The sequence below is a fragment of the Cellulomonas denverensis genome (assembly GCF_012396125.1).
Lineage (GTDB): Bacteria > Actinomycetota > Actinomycetes > Actinomycetales > Cellulomonadaceae > Cellulomonas > Cellulomonas denverensis.
The window spans coordinates 49356-70587 of sequence record NZ_JAAXOX010000010.1 but is presented as its reverse complement, the minus strand read 5'-3'; the positions used below and the strand labels follow the sequence as shown (position 1 = coordinate 70587).

General features: G+C 71.9%; 14 protein-coding genes. 9 read left to right on the top strand and 5 right to left on the bottom strand.

Features of this window, described 5'->3' with window-relative positions; genetic code table 11:
• The first annotated feature begins 128 nt into the window (after nucleotides 1–128).
• The 3 genes from HGA03_RS19640 to HGA03_RS14855 all read left to right on the top strand — a co-directional run bounded on the left by HGA03_RS19640 (nucleotide 129) and on the right by HGA03_RS14855 (nucleotide 5745).
• Nucleotides 129–5018 (top strand): RHS repeat-associated core domain-containing protein, encoded by a 4890-nt coding sequence (locus tag HGA03_RS19640; protein WP_168631076.1) that lies wholly within the window; start codon nucleotides 129–131, stop codon nucleotides 5016–5018.
• Complete coding sequence (locus HGA03_RS14860) at nucleotides 5018–5428, top strand: hypothetical protein (protein ID WP_168631075.1); 411 nt, start codon at nucleotides 5018–5020, stop codon at nucleotides 5426–5428. Before HGA03_RS19640 ends, HGA03_RS14860 begins: the two co-directional genes overlap by 1 nt.
• Before the next feature lie 89 nt (nucleotides 5429–5517).
• Nucleotides 5518–5745, top strand: a complete 228-nt coding sequence (locus tag HGA03_RS14855) for a hypothetical protein (RefSeq protein WP_168631074.1) — start codon at nucleotides 5518–5520, stop codon at nucleotides 5743–5745.
• On the opposite strand, the gene HGA03_RS14850 is transcribed toward HGA03_RS14855, so the two are convergent.
• On the bottom strand, nucleotides 5742–6359 hold the full coding sequence (locus tag HGA03_RS14850; protein ID WP_168631073.1) for a DNA-3-methyladenine glycosylase I: 618 nt from the start codon (nucleotides 6357–6359) through the stop codon (nucleotides 5742–5744). The two genes, HGA03_RS14855 and HGA03_RS14850, sit on opposite strands and share 4 nt — an antisense overlap.
• Nucleotides 6360–6541: 182 nt before the next feature.
• Here HGA03_RS14850 and HGA03_RS14845 point away from each other — a divergent pair, with 182 nt between their 5' ends.
• The gene (locus HGA03_RS14845) at nucleotides 6542–7921 is read left to right on the top strand and encodes an MFS transporter (RefSeq protein ID WP_168631072.1); all 1380 of its coding nucleotides are present in this window, start codon (nucleotides 6542–6544) and stop codon (nucleotides 7919–7921) included.
• Between the two features lie 3 nt (nucleotides 7922–7924).
• On the opposite strand, the gene HGA03_RS14840 is transcribed toward HGA03_RS14845, so the two are convergent.
• The gene (locus tag HGA03_RS14840; RefSeq protein WP_168631071.1) at nucleotides 7925–8398 is read right to left on the bottom strand and encodes a hypothetical protein; all 474 of its coding nucleotides are present in this window, start codon (nucleotides 8396–8398) and stop codon (nucleotides 7925–7927) included.
• 110 nt (nucleotides 8399–8508) lie between these two features.
• On the opposite strand from HGA03_RS14840, the gene HGA03_RS14835 reads away from it, so the two are divergent.
• Nucleotides 8509–9066 (top strand): DUF6434 domain-containing protein, encoded by a 558-nt coding sequence (locus HGA03_RS14835; RefSeq protein ID WP_239073513.1) that lies wholly within the window; start codon nucleotides 8509–8511, stop codon nucleotides 9064–9066.
• Here the strand turns inward: HGA03_RS14835 and HGA03_RS14830 are convergent.
• A complete protein-coding gene (locus HGA03_RS14830) occupies nucleotides 9063–9548 on the bottom strand; it encodes a hypothetical protein (protein ID WP_168631070.1) in 486 nt (161 codons plus the stop codon). The two genes, HGA03_RS14835 and HGA03_RS14830, sit on opposite strands and share 4 nt — an antisense overlap.
• A gap of 225 nt (nucleotides 9549–9773) precedes the next feature.
• Between HGA03_RS14830 and HGA03_RS14825 the strand changes: the two genes are divergently transcribed.
• On the top strand, nucleotides 9774–11684 hold the full coding sequence (locus HGA03_RS14825) for a DUF4914 family protein (protein ID WP_168631069.1): 1911 nt from the start codon (nucleotides 9774–9776) through the stop codon (nucleotides 11682–11684).
• 15 nt (nucleotides 11685–11699) lie between these two features.
• Here the strand turns inward: HGA03_RS14825 and HGA03_RS14820 are convergent, their stop codons facing one another.
• Nucleotides 11700–15224 (bottom strand): ATP-binding cassette domain-containing protein, encoded by a 3525-nt coding sequence (locus tag HGA03_RS14820; RefSeq protein WP_168631068.1) that lies wholly within the window; start codon nucleotides 15222–15224, stop codon nucleotides 11700–11702.
• A 226-nt stretch (nucleotides 15225–15450) separates the two neighbouring features.
• Here HGA03_RS14820 and HGA03_RS14815 point away from each other — a divergent pair, with 226 nt between their 5' ends.
• The 3 genes from HGA03_RS14815 (at nucleotide 15451) to HGA03_RS14805 (ending at nucleotide 16732) form a co-directional block, all read left to right on the top strand.
• Nucleotides 15451–15933, top strand: coding sequence for a methyltransferase family protein (locus HGA03_RS14815; protein ID WP_203767316.1), 483 nt, complete (start codon nucleotides 15451–15453; stop codon nucleotides 15931–15933).
• A 152-nt stretch (nucleotides 15934–16085) separates the two neighbouring features.
• Nucleotides 16086–16346: a hypothetical protein gene (locus tag HGA03_RS14810; RefSeq protein ID WP_168631067.1), complete on the top strand. Its 261-nt coding sequence runs from the start codon at nucleotides 16086–16088 to the stop codon at nucleotides 16344–16346.
• Nucleotides 16334–16732, top strand: coding sequence for a type II toxin-antitoxin system VapC family toxin (locus HGA03_RS14805; protein ID WP_168631066.1), 399 nt, complete (start codon nucleotides 16334–16336; stop codon nucleotides 16730–16732). Before HGA03_RS14810 ends, HGA03_RS14805 begins: the two co-directional genes overlap by 13 nt.
• 3 nt (nucleotides 16733–16735) lie before the next feature.
• Here HGA03_RS14805 and hrpA read toward each other — a convergent pair whose 3' ends face one another.
• A complete protein-coding gene (gene hrpA / locus HGA03_RS14800; RefSeq protein WP_373307661.1) occupies nucleotides 16736–21208 on the bottom strand; it encodes an ATP-dependent RNA helicase HrpA in 4473 nt (1490 codons plus the stop codon).
• Between the last annotated feature and the right edge of the window lie 24 nt (nucleotides 21209–21232).

The window sequence follows — 21232 nt, the reverse complement described above, 5'->3', positions numbered from 1 at the left end:
ATGCCTCCTCGGTCTGCACCCAGACGTGGCGATGGAATCTCGAGTACGTCGTCGACACCTCGGGTAACACGCTGACCTACGCCTATGAGAAGGAGACCAACAACTACGGTCGGAACCTCAACCAAGCGGTGTCGACCTATGTGCGTGGCGGCTACCTGAATCGGATCGAGTACGGACAACGTGCCGGCTCCGAGTCAGCCTCGCAGGCGCCCGCCCGGGTCGAGTTCACCGTCGCCGAGAGATGCCTGCCCTCCGGTGGGATCACCTGCGATCCGGCTCAGCTCACCGAAGCGAACGCGAAGTCCTGGCCGGACGTTCCCTTCGACCTGATGTGCACCTCCACCACTAGCTGCCCCGAGCAGACCTCGCCGTCCTTCTTCACCCGCAAGCGCCTGACCAGCGTGAAGACCCGGGTCCTGGTCGGATCGTCCTACCAGGACGTCGACGCCTGGAACCTGCGGCACACCTTCCCCGACACCGGCGATCGCACCAACTCCGCGCTCTGGCTGGACGGCATCACCCACCAGGGTCTGGTCGGGTCGACCATCACGCTGCCCGAGGTGACGTTCCGCGGTGAGCAGATGGCCAACCGAGTGGACACCACCGGCGACGCCGGCCCGCCGATGAACCGCTACCGGGTCACCGCCATCAGCTCCGAAGCCGGCGGCACCACGACCATCAACTACTCCGCTCCCGACTGCACCTCCGGCAGCCTGCCCGCGGCCGCGGACAGCAACTCCCGGCGTTGCTTCCCGGTGTCGTGGCAGCCCGAGGGAACCGGCCCGGAGATTCAGGAGTACTTCCACAAGTACGTGGTCAACACCGTCGTCGAGAACCCGAACGATGAGGTGTCCGCCGCGGTGGAGACTGCCTACCACTACGTGGGTGACCCGGCCTGGCACTATGACGACAGCCCCTTCACCGCCCCCGCCCACCGGACCTGGAGCGAGTTCCGGGGGTACGCCGCGGTGGACGTCATCACGGGTTCGGCGATGGAGCAGCGTTCCCAGGTCCGCACCCGGTATTTCCGCGGAATGGACGGCGACCGGCTCGCATCTGGAGGCACACGTCAGGTCACCGTCGACGGCATTGCGGACACCGAGCGGCTGAACGGCTTCGTCCGCGAAGAGATCACCTACAACGGAATCGACGGGCCCGAGATCGGCGGCACGGTCACCACGCCGTGGATCTCCGCTGCGACCGCCGTCGGAGCAGACGGGACTCGCGCGGCCTTCCTCCGGCCCGGAACGGTCGAGGAACGCACCGTGGCTCCTGCACTGCCCGGTGGGGTGCGCACCACTCGGTCCGTCACTAGCTACGAGACCGCCTACGGCCTCCCCACCCAGATCGACGACCAGGGTGACGTCAGCACCGCCGCCGACGACCGGTGTATCCGAACCGAGTACGCGCAGAACCCGGCGGCCTCGATCATCTCCACGGCCAAGCGCGTCGAGACAGTCTCGGTGAACTGCGCAACCGCACCCTCCCGGCCGCGCGACGTCATTTCCGATGAGCGCACGTTCTACGACGGCGGCGCCTTCGGCGCGGCACCGACCCGCGGCCTGCCGACCACCTCCCAAGTCGTCTCCGCCTACTCCGGCACCACGCCGACCTACGTGACCACCAGCACCACGACCTACGACAGCCTCGGCCGCCCGACGGTTGCCACCGACGCGATGGGCCGGGCCTCGACCACCGCGTACACCGGTACGGGGGGCGTGGTCACCGGCACCACCGTCACCGCCCCCGACCCGGACGGCAGTGGCCCGATCACCGCCGGGGTCACCACCGCGGTCCTCAACCCGGCCTGGGGGTCGATGGTCAAGACCACCGACCCGAACGGCAAGGTCACCTCCGCCACCTTCGACGCGCTCGGCCGGACCACCGCGGTCTGGAACCCGGGCCGTGCCCAGGGCAGTGCCAGCGCGCACACCACCTACGAGTACACGATCTCCAAGACGGCACCGAACACGGTCACCACCAAGACCCTCGCTGCCGACGAGACCTATCTGACCAGCGTCGCCCTCTACGACGGCATGCTCCGGCCCCGCCAGACCCAGTCGCCCTCGGCGGCCCGGGACACCCCCGGCCGCATCATCACCGACACCTTCTACGACAGCCGCGGCAACGTGGCCTGGTCGAACGGGTCATGGTTCGCCGCCGGAGCGGTGAGCACATCCCTGGTGGTCCCGACCACCGCGGTACCCAGCCGTACCCGCTACCTCTACGACGGTGCGGGCCGTAGCACGGCCACGATCACCGACGTCGGGGAGCAGGAGCGCTGGCGCACCACCACCAGCTACGGCGGCGACCGCGTTACCGTGGACCCCCCGCAGGGCGGCACCGCGCAGACCACCATCTCCGACGCCCGCGGCAACACCACCGAGCTGCGCCAGTACCTCGGCGGCCATCCCACCGGTGACTTCCGCGCGGTGAGCTACGGCTACGACCGCGCCGGGAACCTCACCTCGGTCAAGGACGCCGCGGGGAACGCCTGGTCCTACACCTACGACCTGCGCGGCCGACAGGTCACCGCGACCGACCCGGACAAGGGCGCGACGACCACCACCTACGACGAGGCCGGCCTCGTCCGCACCACGACGGATGCACGGGGGGTCACGCTCTACACCGTGCGCGACCAGCTCGGTCGCCAGACCGAGCTCCGCGACGGCACCGCCACCGGGACCCTGCGGGCCAAGTGGACCTACGACACCCTGCTGAAGGGACAGCTCACCTCGTCGACCCGGTACTCCGGCACGGCGGCCTACGTCACCGCGGTCACCGGCTACGACGACGCCGGGCGGCCACTCGGCGCGTCGGTCACGCTGCCCAGCGCCGAAGGCACCTTGGCTGGGACCTACACCACCAGCTACACCTACACGGCCGACGGCCAGGTCAAGTCCATGAAGCTGCCGGCCGGCGGTGGACTCGGCGCCGAGACCGTCACTACCCGCTTCGACTCCCTGTCCCGCCCCGAATGGATGTCGGGCGGTCTCGGGTGGGGTGTCTACGTCGCCGACACCGTCTACGACGTCTACGGCGAGCCGCTGCGCTACGACCTCGGTAACACGTACGCGTTCTTCCTCAACTACTCCTACGAAGAGGGCACACGACGACTGCAGAAGACCTGGGTCGAGCGCGAAGGTGTCGGCGGTCTGGACATGGACCTCACCTACACCTACGACGCGTCGGGTAACCCGACCTCGGTCGTCGACAACCCCACCGACAGGCCCGCTGACGCCCAGTGCTTCGCCTACGACGGCCTGCGCCAGCTCACCTCGGCCTGGACCCCGGCGAGCTCCGACTGCAGCGCCCCGAAGTCGGTGACGGAGCTCGGCGGACCAGCCCCGTACTGGACCGACTACGCCATCGATGCCGCCGGAAACCGGTCCAGCGAGACGACCCACACCGCCGCTGGCGACACCACCCGCACGTACGCCTACCCGGCCACCGGTGCGGCTCGCCCGCACGCGGTGTCCACCGTGAAGCAGACCGGCGCGGCCGGCGCGGCCACCAGCTCGTACGCCTACGACGCGACGGGCAACACCACCACCCGCAACGTCGGCGGCAAGGCCGGTCAGACCCTCAAGTGGGACGCCGAGGGTCGTCTGGAGTCGATCGCGCAGGGCACCAGCACCGTCATGCAGGCGCTCTACACCGCCGACGGCGAGCGGCTGATCCGCCGCGAGAACGGCGTCGTCACGCTCTACCTGCCCGGCGGCCAGGAGCTCGCCCTGACCACCGCCACCAAGGCGGTCAAGGCCACCCGCTACTACGGCTTCAACGGCCAGACCCTGGCGATGCGCACTGGTACAGCCGGTTCGACGGTCAGCTCACTGATCTCCGACCCGCACCAGACCGCGTCGATGGCGATCGCCAACACGACCAAGGTCATCACCCAGCGCCGCACCGACCCCTACGGGAACACGCGTGGCACCGCGGCGGCATGGCCGGGCGACCACGGGTTCATGAACAAGGTCCAGGACGCCAGCGGCCTCACCCAGGTCGGGGCGCGGTACTACGACGCCCTGATCGGGCGGTTCGTGTCGGTGGACCCGGTGTTCGACCAGTCGGCGCCGCAGTCGTGGGGGTCGTACTCCTACGCGGACAACAACCCGGTCACCTACTGGGATCCGACCGGGATGTGGTCGTGGAAGAACGCATGGAACAAGGTCAGGCGCGGGGTCAGTGCCGCGGCGCATGGGGCGGTAAACCTCGTCCGCAGGTACCAGGCCGAGATCGTCGGCGTCGTGGTCGGCGGAGTGGTGACGGCGGGTTGCTTGGCCGTGACATCGGGTACCGGTTCGGTGGGGTGCTTTGCCCTTGGCGGAGCCGCCGGCGGAGCGGCGACGAACTTGTGGCGGTCGAGGGTGCAGAAGACCCAACCGTTCTCCTGGCGGTCGCTGGCCAGAGACACGGCGATCGGGGGTCTTGTCGGTGCGATCGCCGGACCTGCCTCTGGCGCGGTTCGCTCCGCGACCTCCGCGGTGGTCAGCAGGGTGGCTCCCGCTGTCGCCGCCCGGATCGCAGCGCAACGAGCGGCGAGTACGGTGGTGACAGGCCAGCTCAGTCGTGCCACTCTGAATGCCGGGGCGCGGTCGGGCGCGGCCTCGGGCGCAGCTTCGGGCGTAGCGGACGCATCGATGGACTCGATGACCGCCGCGGGCGCCACTGTTCGTCATAGTTCGACAGCCACGGCGATCGGAGACGACTCATCGACTGTGGTCAATTTCGGCCGGTCTCAGGGCGCCGGCGGCCGCCATGACGTGATTGTGCACGGCACTTCCGAAGGTCGTCCGCTCGTCAACGGAAATGTGACCAACACGCAGCAGATTGCGGACGCGGTTCTGGAGAACCCGAACTATCGACCGGGTTGTGCGATAACACTGGTAATGTGTCACGGTGGTCGAGAGGCGGCCTCTGAGCTATCAAGGATCTTGGATGTTGACGTGGTCGCAACAACCCGAAAAGCACAGCTTAGCCCCATCGATGGCGGACTAATGCAGGGAAGCTTCTGATGATCGCACGGTCGATCCTGCCCCTGGGCGCGCTGGCTCCTGCGCCGGGAACAGTTTGGGACGCGTCTTCGATTGATAGAACCGCGGTTCTCTTGGGTCCAGTGCGCTCCCAGGTGGTCAGGTACTTACGAGGGTGTCCGCTATTTCTCGCCTGGATGGAGTATACGCGCGACGAGATAGGAGGCAAATTCGATGTGGCCGGCGGATCCGGTATTCAGTCCGACGGCGTCTATTACTGGCGTGTTGATGCGTCGGAGTATGTTCGTGAGTACGGGATCGGCATTCCGGCATCCGCCATCAATCATTTTGAGGCCATGAAATGGGTGCCGCCGAAGTTTGATCACGGCGAGTACATAGAGATTTTCGAACACCTAGATCATATTGTGGGAACCGGCGTCGCAGAGTGTTAGGGCGCGACCTTTTGGTTGAGTATTCCAGTCGGGTGAGCGTCTAGGCTGGGGAGAACGACGTCCGAGGCCTCGATCTGCCGTACGGGGCAATGACGCGCGATGAGGGCAAGAAGACTGTGGTCGATTTGGCGATCATGTCGGCACCGCTGGCCCACGAGGTCGATGACGCATTGGACGATCCCCGCGAGCAGTTCGGCCTCGCAGCGACGACGACAGGAGCGGCGGCGATGACCGCAGCCGCTGATGCCGCACGCGACCTGATGGAAGGCCGCGTGGACCCGACGACTGCCGCGCACCGGATGATCGGAGGTTCCTAGGAGATCGCCGCCACGACCGGACACCCCGCCAGGTGGTCGTCCACCATCCCGCACGCCTGCATCGCCGCGTACGCCGTCGTCGGCCCCACGAACCGGAACCCGGCCTTCTTCAGCTCTTTCGCCAACGCCGTCGACGCCGGGGTGACGGCCGGCACGTCGGCGAAGGACACCGGCCGCACCCGCTCGGACTCCGGCGTCGCGTAGGACCAGAAGATCGCGTCCAGGCTGCCGCCCGCTGCCTGCAGGTCCAGCAGTGCGCGCGCGTTCGCGATGGTTGCCAGGATTTTGGCCCGGTTCCGGATGATCCCGGCGTCGGCCATCAGGCGTTCGACGTCGTGCTCGTCGTACCCGGCGACCACCTCGGGGTCGAAGTCCGCGAACGCGGCCCGGAAGCCCTCACGTTTGCGGAGCACGGTGATCCAGGCGAGCCCGGACTGGAAGGCCTCCAGCGACATCCGTTCGTAGAGCGCCCGGTCGCCGTGCACCGGGACGCCCCACTCCTCGTCGTGGTAGCGCTCGTACAGCGGGTCGCCGTCGCCGAAGCACCGTGCGCCGGCGGGGTGTCCGTCGGCGGTGGCGGCGGTGACGGGGTGCTGGACGGCATCGCTGGTCATGCCGCCAGCTTGCCGCACGGCGCCGACATTCCATCATGTGAACGCCGCCTGTCTGGCAGGTGAGACAGGCGCTACCGTCGCAAGCCGCGCACGACTCCGATCCACCCCGCCCCTGCGGACCCGCCGGTAGGACCTGCGATGCCGGTGCGCGAACCGTCCACGACCAGGGGAGCAGCCCGCCGATGTCCATCTCCGCCACCCAGACCGCCAGTCAGGCACCCGTGCCGGTGAACTCGCCCGGGCGGGTGATCGCGGCCAGCCTGGTCGGCACCACGATCGAGTTCTACGACTTCTACGTCTACGCGACCGCCGCGGTGCTGGTCTTCCCGAAGCTGTTCTTCACCGCCGCCGACTCGAACACCGCGCTGCTGCTGTCCTTCGCGACCTTCGGGGCGGCGATGGTGGCGCGGCCGGTCGGGGCGATCTTCTTCGGGCACCTGGGCGACCGGAACGGCCGGAAGTCGACCCTGGTCGCGTCGCTGCTGACCATGGGGGTCGCCACCTTCCTGATCGGGCTGCTGCCGACCTACGGCAGCGTCGGTCTGCTGGCGCCGATCCTGCTGCTGGTGATGCGGCTGGCGCAGGGCTTCGCACTGGGCGGCGAGTGGTCGGGTGCGGCGCTGGTCGCAACCGAGAACGCGCCGGAGGGCAAGCGCGCCTGGTATGGGACGTTCCCGCAGGCCGGTGCGCCGATCGGCTTCATCATCGCGAACACGCTGTTCCTGATCATCAACGGCGTGCTCGGCTCGGACTCGCCGGAGTTCCTGAGCTGGGGCTGGCGGATCCCGTTCCTGTTCTCCGCGGTGATGGTGATCGTCGGGCTGTGGGTCCGGCTGAAGCTGGTGGAGTCCGAGTCGTTCAAGACCGCGGAGAAGTCCGGCAAGATCACCAAGCTGCCGCTGGGCACCACGCTGACCCACCACTGGCGCGCGGTGGTGCTCGGCACGTTCATCATGCTGGCCACCTACGTGCTGTTCTACCTGATGACGACCTTCGCGCTGACCTACGGCACGGCGGCGACCGAGCCCACCGAGGCGGGCACCCACGGGCTCGGGATCCCGTACGTGCACTTCGTGCTGATGCAGGTGATCGGCGTGGTGTTCTTCGGCATCTTCACGCTGCTGTCCGGGCCGCTGGCGGACCAGATCGGCCGGCGCAAGCTGCTGATCTGGGTGACCTCGCTGATCGCGGTGTTCGGCCTGACCTTCGACGTGTTCCTGATGGTGCGAGAGGACGTGGCGTTCACCGGGGCGCTGGCGCAGTCATTCCTGGTGCTCGGCTTCACGCTGATGGGTGCCACCTTCGGGCCGATGGGCGCGATCCTGCCGGAGCTGTTCCCGACCAACGTGCGGTACACCGGGTCGGCGATCGCCTACAACGTGTCGTCGATCCTGGGCGCGGCGCTGGCCCCGATCATCGCGCTGGAGCTGTGGCGGATCGCCGACGGGTCGACCTGGCTGGTCGGGGTATACCTGACCGGTGCGGCGGTGCTCACGCTGATCGCACTGATCCTGTCTCAGGAGACCAAGGACCAGGACTACTCACGGGTGTCGCACGACTGAGCGCTACCCGGCGACGCTCTCGCGCAGGTCGTCCAGGATGCCCTGGACGTCGAAGCCGGCCGCGGTGATCGCCTCCTTGGTGACCCCCGGCTCGCTGCACCCGAAGCTCTCGCTGAACTCCTGGTCCCCGACGGTCAGGTTCATGCTCCCGCCGTCGCCGTCCATACAGTCGGAGTCCTCGGGCGCGTCCACGCCGTCCAGGGCGTCCCGGTGCCGCAGCGCCCGGAGCAGTTGCTCGTCCCGGTCCTGCGGGCGCTGCTCGGACTCCGGCGGCAGGTCGGCGACCGAGTAGGTGAGGGTGGCGGTCTCGCCGTCCAGCCGCAGCTCCAGCGTGGCCTGCGGACCCCAGCTGTGCCCGGGGCTGTACGTGAGCGTGCCTGTCACCGGGCCGTCGACCGGTTCCGGCGCAGCGGTGCAGGCGGCCGTCGCCAGCAGCACGGCGGCGACCAGTGCGGAGCGCACGACGCGTGCGGACATGGCATCGGTCCTGTCGGTCGGGCGGCTGACCGGGGTGATCCGGCCACGATAGGGACCTGCGACCGGGTACCCAAGCCCCCGGTGTCGGAGGCGTGCGCCAGGCTGGTCGGGTGACTCCCGCCACCCGACCGGCCCTGACCCCCGACCTGTCCGGCACGGAGCTGCGCCGCTGGTACTGGCTGAAGGAGGAGCTCGCCGACTTCGCCCGGTTGCTCGGCGTCCGCGCCACGGGGAGCAAGCAGCTGCTCACCGACCGGATCGCCGCCCGGCTGGACGGCCGGGAGTTCGCCGAACCGGTGCGCGCCCCGTCCGGCGCTGGCCGGCAGCTGTCCGGGCCGCTCACCGCGGACACGGTGATCCCGCCCGGGCAGCGCTGTAGCCAGGTGGTGCGGGCCTGGCTGGCGGAACAGGCCGGGCCGTCCTTCCACTTCGACGCCGAGATGCGCGCGTTCTTCGCCGCCGCCGACGGCACCCGGACGATGGGCGACGCGCTCGACCACTGGCACCGCACCCGCGATCGGGGCGAACGGTCGATCGACCCGCAGTTCGAGTACAACCGGTTCACCCGCGCCTGGCGTCGCGAGCACCCGGAGGGCGGCCGTGCGGAACTGCTCGCGGCGTGGCAGGAGTACCGCAACCTGCCGGTGGACGAGCGGGGGCGTGCCTAGTACATCCCGCCCATGATGCGGTCGGTGTCGAACCCGGCGACCGCCATCGCGTCCAGGGGGATCGAGGCGTCGCCGCAGTCGAAGGTCTCGCTGACCTGCCGGTCGCCGATCGTGAGCTCCACCGACCCGCTGCCCGCGTCCATGCAGGTGGCGCCGTCGCCGTTGGGGCGGTTGTCCAGCGCCTGCTCCGAGGTCAGGAACTCGATCAGCTCGGCATCCCGGTCCTGGGGCCGGGACTCGGTCTCCTGGTCGCCGCCACCGGAGGCGTAGGTGAGCACGGCGGTGCTGCCGTCGAGGTCGAGCTGCACGGAGCCCTGGACGTCGCCGATCGCGTAGCGCAGGGTGCCGGTCACCGCATCGCCTGCGGCAGGGGGTGGCGTACTCGCCCGGGCCCCGGCGGAGGGCTTCGCGTCCGCGCACCCGGCGATGGCGAGGACGACCGCGGCGAGGGCCGGCAGGGCGGCGCGGCGGAGAGTGGACATGGCATCGGGCCCGTCGGTCGGGCGGCTGACCGGAGGTGCGGGTGCGGCCCAGGATACGAACGCGCCGGCGCTACCCAGTGACCGAAGTCCCACCCCGGGTTGGCCATCGCTGCCTAATCTGGAAGTAAAGCGTGCATCCGTTCCATCTCACATGGTGGAAAAGTGGGGGATGCTCCGCGTGGTGATGATCGGCCCTACGGGGCAGGGATCGCGGAGGGATGACCGATGACCGAGAACGCCCGGCGACTGATCGCCGACCTGGATCTGTCCGCCGAGGTGCGGGCCTGCCTGGACGCCGCCCCGCGGGTGATCGCGCCCGAGAGCCGTGCCGAACTGTACCGATTGGCCCTGGGCCCGGAGGGTGGCCCGACCTTCGCCGTCGAGTACGAGGTCGACGGCCGCACGATCCGGGAGGCCGACATCGCGCGCTGCCGGAACGGGATCGCGGTGAACTATCCCGAGGACTACATGCGCCGCCGCGACCCGGACTGCATGCGGATCGCGGACGACCTGCCGACCGACAAGCCGCGCTACCGCGACGTCTTCGGCACCGGCTTCGAGCAGACCCGGCAGGAGACGCTGGACTGGCTGGCCGGCCAGGCGCTGGTCGTGGTGCCGTTCAAGGCGGGCGGGCCGACCCACGGTTACCCGTCGCTGGCGATCTGCCCGGTGAATGCGGCGTTCTTCGCGCTGACGCTGGTCGACCTGCAGGGCTGGGTGACCTTCGAGGAATTGGGACCGTTCAGCCCGCGCTCGATCCTGTACGTCGCCCCGCCGTTCCGGCACACGCACTTCGACGGCCGCCAGGTGGTGGTGCACAACCGCTCGGAAACCCTGCACGAGGTGTGGGCGTACAACCTCTACCCGGGACCGAGCGCCAAGAAGGGCGTGTTCTCGGTGCTGCTGGACATCGGCGAGCAGGAGGGCTGGCTCACCGCTCACGCCTCGTCGGTCGAGGTGACGACCCCGTACGAGAACGTCACCGTGATTATGCACGAGGGCGCCTCCGGCGGTGGCAAGTCGGAGATGTGCCAGGAGATCCGGCGCGAGGACGACGGCCGGATCCTGGTCGGCACCAATGTGGTCCGGGACGAGCCGTACTACATCACCCTCGGTGAGACCTCCGCCCTGGCACCGGTCACCGACGACATGACGCTGTGCCACCCCGCGGTGCAGAACCGGCCGGGCAAGCTGACGGTCGCCGACGCCGAGGCGGGCTGGTTCGTCCGGGTGGACAACCTGACCAGCTACGGCGAGGACATCCCGTTCGAGCGGGCGGTGATCGAGCCGCAGGAACCGCTGGTGTTCCTGTCCATCGACGGCGTGCCGGACGCCACCGCGCTGCCCTGGGAGCACACCCTCGACTCCACCGGCAAGCGCTGCCCGAACCCCCGGGTGGTGATCCCGCGCAGCTTCATCAAGAACGTGGTCGCCGAACCGCGGGTGGTCGACGTGCGCACCTTCGGCGTGCGGATGCCGCTGTGCACCCGGGAGAACCCGACCTACGGGATCATGGGCATGATGCACGTCGTGCCGCCGGCGCTGGCCTGGATCTGGCGGCTGATCGCCCCGCGCGGCGACAAGAACCCGTCGATCGGCGAGTCCAAGGACGCGGTCAGCACGCTGGCGCACGGCGGGATGGTCGCCGAGGGGGTCGGGTCCTACTGGCCGTTCTCCACCGGCACCAAGGTCGCCGCCGCCAACCTGCTGCTCCGGCAGATCCTGGACACCGACCGCACCCGTTACGTGCTCACCCCGAACCAGCACATCGGCGCCTACCGGGTCGGGTTCTCCGGCGAGTGGCTGACCCGGGAGTACCTGGCCCGGCGCGGCGGCGGCCGGATCCAGCGCGACCAGCTGCTGCCGGCCCGCTGCTCGCTGTTCGGCTACAGCCCGGTGGAGATGAAGCTGGACGGCCAGCAGATCCGCCCGACCCTGCTCCGGCCGGAGAGCCAGTCGCAGGTCGGCACGGACGCCTACGACGCGGGCGCGGCGATCCTGCAGAACTTCTTCGCCGCGGAGCTGACCCAGTTCCTCACCGACGACCTGGACCCGCTGGGCCGGCAGATCATCGAGGCCTGCCTGCGCGGGGCGACGGTGGCGGAGTACGAGGAGATCACCCCGCTGCGGGCGTGACGCCGGGCGCAAGCCTCACCCGGCCAGGTGCCCCCACCGCGGCGCGAGCTCCCGCCACGGCCCAACCGCCGCCACCGCACCCTCCTCCAGCACCACCACCCGGTCCGCCCGGGCCAGTGCCGCGCGCTTCGAGGTCGCGCCGATCACGGTGGTGCCGCGCTCGCGCAGGGCGGACCACAGCTCGATCTCCGTGCTCGCGTCCAGGGCGCTGGACACGTCGTCGGCGAGCAGCAGCTCGGCGCCGGTGGCCAGCGCCCGGGCGAGCGCGAGCCGCTGCACCTGACCACCGGACAGCCGGACGCCGCGGTGGCCGACCAGTGCGTCCGGCCCACCCGCCTCGGCGACGTCGGCGGTCATCCGCGCATCGTCGAGCGGTCCGTCCACCGGGCGGTCGTGGTCCAGGCGCACGTTGTCGGTGAAGGTCCCGGACAGCACCCGCGGCACCTGGGCCACGTGCGCCACCCGGCCCGGTCGCAGGAAGGTCTCGGCATCCTCGACGTCCGTGCCGTTCCACCGGATCCGGCCGGTGTGCGCCATCAGGCCGGCCAGCGCCGACAGCAGACTCGACTTGCCGGCGCCCACCCGGCCGAGCAGCAGCACCAGCTCGCCGCGGGCGACCGTGAGGTCCACCCCGGCCACACCGATCGTGCCGTCGTCGTGCACGGCGCCCACCCCGCGCAGCTCCAGGGTGTCCAGCCGGTCCCGCGCGTCCGGCCCGGGCCGCGGCGCCACCCCGGTCGACAGGTCGACGCCCGGCGTCTCGGCCACCAGGTCGGCGCCCGCAGCGAAGGACGCGGTCGCCCGCTGCCAGGACCGGGTGCCCGGCGCCTCGGTGACCACGGCGCCCGCGACAACGCCGAACCAGTTGAACCCGGCGACCGCGCCCGCGACCAGCAGGGTGCTCGCCAGGTCCCAGACCCCGGCGAGCAGGGCACCCCAGGCCACGACCGCGCCGACCTGCACCATGATGATCGGCACCCCGTCAAGCACGGCCTGCACCCGGTGCTCGAACACCGCGGCCTGCACCCGCCCGTCGTCCACCCGGCTCAGGTGGGCGTGCACCTGCGGGGTCCGGGCCGCGAGCTTGACCGTCCGGGCCGCGTCCAGCGCGGAGACCAGGGACCGGCCGAAGCCCGCACGGGCCGCGGCCGACCGGGTGGCCGATCGCCCGGCGATCCCACGGCCGGCCAGCGCACACACCGCGCTGACGACCAGGACGGCGAGCAGCACGGCACCGGCCAGCAGCGACCAGCTGAGCACCGCCGTGACCGCCACCAGCACCAGGCCGTTGACCAGGTCGACCCAGCGGTCGGCGTACCGGGCGTACCGGTCCGCGTCGAGCGCGCGCGCCACCACCTCGCCCGGCGGGGTGCGGCGCAGCCGGTGCTGCCGGGTCTGGCCGACCAGCACCGACATCCGCACCCGGAGCAGCAGTTCGACCCACCACTTCGGGTACAGCCGGAACGCCAGCGAGTTGCACGGGGCGACCAGCAGGAGCGTCACCGCCAGCGCGACGACCAGGCCGGTGGTCGGCTCGCCCGCGCGCAGCCCCTCGACGGTGTGGCCCCACAGGTAGCCGGTGACGGCGCCCTGAGCGGCGAACAGGCTGGACAGCAGGAACAGCAGGCCGCCGAGCAGCCCCCAGCGGGGCCGGACCAGCAGCGCGTGGGCGATGCCGCGCGTCAGGCTGGGCCCGGTCCCGGGATCGCGCAGCACGGGCGGCGGGCCGGTGCGCCGGCGGGCACCGACCTCGGGTCCGGCGTCCGGGTCGGCGGCGGCATCGGCCCGCGCGCCGTCCAGCGCCTGCGGGTGACCCTCGGCCCGGCTCGCGTCCAGCAGTGCCCGGAACGGCCCGTCCTCCCGGGCCAGTGTCTCCCGGGGTCCCTGCTGCACCACCCGGCCGTGGTCGAGCACGACGACCTGGTCCGCGCGCTCCACCGTGCCGAGCCGGTGCGCCACCAGCACGCCGGTCCGGCCGCCGAGCAGTCGTTCGGACGCGGCGACCACCCGGGCCTCGGTCAGCGGGTCCATCCGGGCGGTCGCCTCGTCCAGCACGACCACCTGCACGTCCCGGACCAGCAGCCGGGCGAAGGCGACCAGCTGCTCCTCGCCCGCGGACAGGGAGGTGCCGCCCGGGCCGAGCAGGGTGTCCAGTCCGTTGGGCAGCCCGGCGACCCACTCGGTGAGCCGCAGCTCGCGCACCGCGTCCTCGACGTCGGACCGCGGGACGTCGGCGAACAGGGTGATGTTCTCGGCCAGGGTTCCGGCCACGATCTCGGTGCGCTGGGTGACCACGCCGACGGCGCCGCGCAGCGCCTGCAGGTCCAGGTCGCGCACGTCGACGCCGCCGAGCAGCACCGAGCCCGGCTCCGGTTCGACCGCGCGGGACAGCAGGGACGCGAGCGTCGACTTGCCCGACCCGGTCCGCCCCACCAGCGCGACGGTCTGGCCCGCGGGCACCCGCAGGTCGACCCCCTGCAGGGCGAAGGTGCCCTCGGCGTAGGCGAAGTGCAGGTCGCGCAGCTCCAGGTCGAGCGGACCCTCCGGCACTGCGCCGCCGCCGATCGGCTCGGGCTCGGTGTCCAGCAGTTCCCGGATCCGGACCAGCGCCCCGATGCCCTCCTGCACGTCGGGCAGGTGCCGCGCCAGCATGTCGAACTGCCCCACGAACGAGGCGGTGACCAGGAACAGCGTCACCAGTTGCGCCACGGACAGGTCGCCGGCACCGGCGAGCACCACACCCGCCACGACGACGCCGGCCAGCAGCGCGTGCAGCAGGGTGCCGGCCTTGGCGGTCATCGTGGTCTCGATCGCCAGGACCCGGTCGAGCATCCGGTGCACCAGCGCGGAGGACTCGGCCAGCCGCCGCACGGCGAACGCCTGCCCGCGGCTGGTGCGCAGGTCGTCGCGGGCGGCGACCGCCTCCTCGAAGGCCGCGGCGTTGTCGGTCCAGGCCCGCTCCTCGATCACCTTCCGGCGCGCGATCTCGCCCAGCGCCGGCCGCACCACCAGCACGGTGACGCCGCCGAGCAGCGGGAACAGCACCCAGGCCTGCCACCAGGTCAGACCGCCGACGATCCACAGCGGCACGCAGCCGACGACGGTGCGGCCCAGCCCCCAGACCTGACGGCGCACCAGGGTGCCGACCGCGTGCGTGTCGTCGTCCACCCGGTCCAGCACCTCGCCGACCGCCTGCTCGGTCAGCGTCCCGAGCGGTTGGTGCAGCGCGGCGCTCAGCAGGTCGCCGCGCAACCGGCCCTCGGCCCGGTCGACCACCCCGGCCCAGGCGACCTGTCCGACGGTGTCGACCAGCGCCGCACCGACCAGGCACGCCGCGAGCAGCCACAGCCCGGCGGCCGTCGGGTGCTCGGCCAGATCGCCCGCCACGACGGTGCCGAGCGCAGCCCCGATCGAGGCGCAGACCAGCGCGACGAGCGCGAGCCCGGCCACCGGTCCGCGCAGCCGCCGCCAGTCGAGCCGCCGGTCCGGATCGACCGGGCGCACCGGACCCGGCCGGTGCAGTCGCCCAGGGTTGTCCACGGTCCTCCTTCTGACCACAGGAACGGCACAGCCTGGCAGAGAGGCGGCCCCGGGGCGGCCATCTTTTCCCGGCGTGCTGCCCGGTGCGCTACCTCGACGACCTGCGCGACGGGTGGCCCACGCACACCGCTACCTACTGGACCGCCGCCACCGCCGGGCCGTGACAGGCTGGGGCCGGGCCCGCGCCCGGCGCGTCGGGCCGGTACCAGCGCGAGGAGGACCCCGGATGACGATGCCCCCGCTCGGATGGGCCGCGGTCGCCGCGGTGGCGCAGGGAGTACTGGCCGTCCGGCGGCGCCCGACCGTCGGGTCGATCACCGTCGGCGCGCTGCTGGGCGCCGGTGCGCTCGCCGTCGGACTGGCACCGGTGGTCCAGTTCCGGCGGTCCGGCACCACCATCAACCCGGTCGCGGTGGACCGGGCGAGCACTCTGGTCACCACCGGGATCTACCGGCACACCCGCAACCCGATGTACGTCGCAATGGCCGGCGGATTGGTCGCGCACGCCGTCCTCCGGCGGTCGCCCGCCACGCTGCTGCCGGTCGTGGGCTTCGTCGCCGCACTGAACCGCCGGCAGATACCGGCTGAGGAGGCGGCGCTGACCGACCGGTTCGGCGCGGAGTACCAGGACTACTGCCGCGATGTTCCGCGCTGGCTGGGGCCGGTTCGGCCGTCGGACCAGACACCGGCGGGCGGCACACCGGCCTGACCGGGGCCGGCGGGACGCCCATTCCTCATCGAGAGTGCACAGATGCACGCCTCCGGGGCCGGGAGGCATGCGTTTGTGCACTCTCGGCGCGACGCGGGGAGGGGGCGGCGGCGCGGTGTTACACCGAAACACGGCGGTGTTACACTTGCGGCGTGCCCACCCTCAAGCCCCGTCACGCGATCACGGAGACCCCCGAGGTCGCGCATGCGCTGGATGTCGCGCGCCGGCACTGGCCGGACCAGCCGCCGTCGCGACTGCTGACGCGCTTGATCGAGACGGGCGCACAGGCGGTCGAGGCGCGCGAGCTCGACGCCGCGCGGGAGCGGGAGCGGGCGGTGCTGGAGCTGACGGCGTTGTCGACGTACTACCCGGAGGGCTACCTCGATGACCTCCGCGACGGGTGGCCGCAGTGATCGTGGCCGACGCCAACGTGGTCATCGCGGCCACGAACCCGGCAGACGCGCATCACGAGCGGGCGCGCGCGATCCTGCTCGAGGACGGCGGCGACGGCGTGGTGCTGCACTCGCTGACGATGGCCGAGGTGCTCGTCGGCCCGGCGCGAGCAGGCGAGCAGGACCGGGCGTACACGGCCTTCGCTGCGGCAGGGATCCGCAGTTCATCGGCGACCGACCCGGGGCCCACCGTGCTGGCGCTGGTGCGGGCGAGCGCGGGACTGAAGATGCCCGACGCGTGTGTGCTCGCGACCGCCGAGCACCTGTCGGTCCCGCTGGCCACGTTCGACGCACGGCTGGCGCGTGAGGCCACCGCCCGCGGCGCCACCGTGATCGGCGCCGCCTGATCCTCAGCCGATCGCGGCCAGCGCCTTGCGCACCCGCTTCTCGCTCACCGGGACCGGCGTGCCGAGCTGCTGGGCGAACAGCGACACCCGCAGCTCCTGGATCAGCCACCGCGCGTCCTCCAGCGCCGCGAGGTCGGCGGGCACCGGGGTCCGGGAGGTGACCCGGGCGCGGGTCTGGCCGAGCAGCTGTTCCAGGTCGTGCACCTGCCAGGCGAGCTGTTCGTCCCGGCTCGGGTTGTCGCCGGCCTTGTCCAGCCGGTGCGCGGCGGCGCGCAGGTAGCGGGGCAGCTGGGCCAGCCGGTCGGCGCCGGTACCGGCGATGAAGCCGTCGTACACCAGGCCGGCGAGCTGGTCCTTGACGTCCTGCACGGTGCCGAGCAGGGCGAGCGACCGGGTGCCACGGATCGCGGCGTCCAGCTCCCGGGCGGCGGTCAGCACTGTGGCGACGGTGCCGACCAGGTCGTGCACGCCGTCCTCCAGCCGGTCGCGGACTACGGCGCGCAGGGCGGCGTAGGACTCGGCGGTGTGCACGGCGGTGGCGGGGCGTCCGGCCAGGTACTCGGTGAGCAGGCGATCGGTGGCGGCGAGCTGCAGGTCGGTGACCAGGGCATCGGTGGACGGGTAGGGGCTCGCGGCCAGGGCGAGCGACTGCTGGCCGGTCCAGCGGCTGGTGATTCGGCCGGTCGCCAGTCCGGCGTCCAGCACCAGCAGGCGGCGCAGGCCCCGGCGGTGGGCGGTGGCCTGCTCCCCGGCGTCGGCGAGCACCTGCACCCGGACCGTGCCGTCGTGGCGTTCGACCAGGGCCGGATACCCGCGCACGGTGAGGCCGCCGGTCTCGGCCTCGATCCGCTCGGGCAGGACACCGTTCGGCAGCCCGGTGGGCCAGCTGGTCAGGTCGGTGTCGGTGAGCCCGGGCACCGCGGGCAGCGCGCCCGGCAGCTCGGTGGTGGTGGTGCGCTTCGGGGTGGGGCGGCGGTCGCCGATCGCCTCGGTCATCGCGTCCCGGACGGCGCTGCGCACGGCGGTGGACACGGCGTCCTGGGTGCGGGCGGCCAACCGGCGCTGCAGCACGGCCAGGTCCTTGCCCTCGTCCACCACCCGGCCGCGGTCGTCCTCGACCCGGAAGGTCACCCGCAGGTGGGCGGGCAGCCGCTCGTCGTCGAAGGCGTCGGCCGGCACGTCCACGTCCCGCAGCGCGCGCACCGCCTGCCGGAAGCTGTCCCGGAACGACGGCGCCGCGTCCCCGGCCCGCACGGTGTCCTCCCAGGAGGCGGTGTGCGCGTCCAGCCAGGCGACCACGTCCCGGGCGACGTCCGGCGCGGGCACCAGCTGCACCCGGACCGGCTTGGGCAGCGCCCGGATGGTGGCGGTGGCCAGCTCCTCGCGCAGGCCGGGCACCAGCCAGTCGAAGCCGTCCGGCTGCACCCGGGCCAGCGTGACCAGCGGCAGGTGCACGGTGATCCCGTCCGCATCCGCGCCGGGCTGGAACTGGTAGGTCAGCGGCAGCGAGAGGTCGCCCTGCGGCCAGGCGGAGGGGAAGTCGGACTCGTCCACCGCGGCGTCGTCGGCGACCAGCAGTTCGCGGGTGAACGACAACAGGTCGGGCTGCTCGCGCCGGGCGGTCTTCCACCACTGGTCGAAGTGCCGGGCGGAGACCACCGACTCCGGGATCCGCTCGTCGTAGAAGTCGAACAGCGCATCGTCGTCCACCACCAGACCGCGCCGCCGCGACCGCGCCTCCAGGTCCTCGGCCTCGCGCAGCAGCCGCCGGTTCTCGGCGAAGAAGGCGTGATGGGTGCTCCACTCGCCCTCGACCAGGGCGTGCCGGATGAACAGCTCCCGGGCGTGCTCGGCGTCGACCTTGGCGAACAGCACCCGGCGGCCGGTGACGATCGGCACCCCGTAGAGCGTGACCCGCTCGGTCGCCATCGCGGCGCCCTGCTTGCTGGACCAGGTCGGCTCGGAGTAGCTGCGCTTGACCAGGTGCGCGGCCAGGTCCTCGGCCCACTCCGGCTGGATACGGGCGACGTCGCGGCCCCACAGCCGGGAGGTCTCCACCAGCTCACCGGCCATCACCCAGGCCGGCGGCTTCTTGGCCAGGGCGGAGCCGGGGAAGATCGCGAACCGGGCGCCGCGGGCCCCCAGGTACTCGTTGCGCGGCCGGTTGTCCTTGCGCGGGGTCTTCTGGGCGGACGCCCGGACCTCGGTGACCTCCTGCATGCCGAGCTGGGACAGCAGCCCGGCCAGCAGCGCGACGTGGATCCGGTCCCCATCCCACTCCAGGCGTAGCGAGCCCTTGGACAGGTCCTCCCTGGCCGCCGTGAAGGCGTCGGCGTCCCGGTCGGAGCGGCGCGGCGGGGACAGCGCGATGCCCAGCGGCTTGGCCAGCTCCTTGAGCTGGGTGACCACGTCCTGCCACTCGCGCAGCCGCAGGTAGTTCAGGTGCTCGGCCTTGCACAGCCGGCGGAAGGCCGACCCGGACAGCTCGCGCTGGGCGTCCCGGATGTACTGCCACAGATTGAGGTAGGTGAGGAAGTCCGAGCTGGGGTCGGCGAACCGGCCGTGCATGGCGTCGGCCTGCGGGCGGGTCTCCACCGGGCGCTCGCGTGGGTCCTGGATCGACAGCGCGGCGGCGATGATCATCACCTCGCGGGCCACCCCGCGGCGACCGCCCTCGACGATCATCCGGGCCAGCCGCGGGTCCATCGGCAACTGGGCCAGGGCCCGGCCGGTGCTGGTCAGCCGGGTGCCCTGCGGGGTCGACTCCAGCGCGTTCAGCTCGGTCAGCAACTGCACGCCGTCCCGCACCGCACGGACGTCCGGCGGGTCGACGAACGGGAACTGCGCCACGTCCTCCGGCCCGGTGGCCACCCCGACCGCGACCATCTGCAGGATCACCGAGGCCAGCGAGGTGCGCAGGATCTCCGGCTCGGTGAACCGCGGCCGGGACTCGTAGTCGGACTCGGAGTACAGCCGGATCGCGATGCCGTCCGCGACCCGGCCGCACCGCCCGGAGCGCTGATTCGCCGACGCCTGGGAGATCGGCTCGATCGGCAGCCGCTGCACCTTGGTGGCCTTGGAGTAGCGCGAGATCCGGGCGGTGCCGGGGTCCACCACGTAGCGGATGCCCGGCACGGTCAGCGAGGTCTCGGCGACGTTGGTGGCCAGCACCACCCGGCGGGTGCCGTGCGGCTGGAACACCCGGTGCTGCTCGGCGGCCGACAGCCGGCCGTACAGCGGCAGCAGGTCGATCGCATCCGGTCGCCGCGGGTCGTTCACCCGGGGTCCGAGGTGGCTGCGCAGCGCGTCCTCGGCGTCCCGGATCTCCCGCTCACCGGACAGGAACACCAGCACGTCGCCGGGCCCCTCGCGGGTCAGCTCGTCCACCGCCTCGCAGATCCCGGTCATCAGGTCGCGGTCCTCGCGCGGCGGCCGGGCCGGGGCGCGCGGGCCGTCGTCCGGGTCGTCGGTGGGGTCGTCCGGCGACAGCGGGCGGTAGCGGATCTCGACCGGGTAGGTCCGGCCGGTGACCTCGACCACCGGAGCCGGCTCGCCGTCGGCGTCCGCGAAGTGCGCCGCGAACCGGGCGGAGTCGATGGTGGCCGAGGTGATGATCAGCTTCAGGTCCGGGCGGCGGGGCAGCAGCCGGGCCAGGTAGCCCAGGATGAAGTCGATGTTCAGCGACCGCTCGTGCGCCTCGTCGATGATCAGGGTGTCGTAGGCGCGCAGCTCCGGGTCCCGCTGGATCTGGGCCAGCAGGATGCCGTCGGTCATCACCTTGACCAGGGTTCGCTCGGACGACTCGTCGGTGAACCGCACCTGGTAGCCGACCAGCTCGCCGATGCTGGTGCCCAGCTCCTCGGCGATCCGTTCCGCCACGGTGCGCGCGGCGATCCGGCGCGGCTGGGTGTGCCCGATCTGCCCGTCCCGGCCGCGACCGAGCTCCAGGGCGATCTTGGGCAACTGGGTGGTCTTCCCGGACCCGGTCTCACCGGCGACGATCACGACCTGGTGTGCGCGGATCGCCTCGGCGATCTCGGCCCGGCGGGTGGACACCGGCAGCTGCTCGGGGTAGCGCACCGGCGGCAGGACGACGGCGCGGCGGGCGTCGGCCATCGCGGTCAGGCGGCGGGTGCGGGCGGTGGGGTCGTCGGACCGCCGCCGGGCCCGGCCGTCCCGGGAGCGCTCCTGCGCGGTGCGGTGCCGGTCATCGGGGGTGGGCCGTTGCGCCCGGGTGGACCGCTGCTCCTGGGTGGGCCGCTGCTCGGGGGTGGGCCCTTGCTCCGGCGCGGGCTGCTGCACGGGGGTGGCTCCCTGGTCCGGCGCGGGCTGCTGCTCGGGGGTGGGGCGCTGCCCCGGGGTGGGTCGCCGGCCCCGGCCGCCCCGGCGTCGTCGCGGCCGGCCGGCCCCGCGCGCACCGTCGGCGACGGGACCACCGGGGTCGGCGGTCGGCGGGGTGGGATCGGCGGGGGTCACGGCCGTCCATTGTCGCTGCTGCGG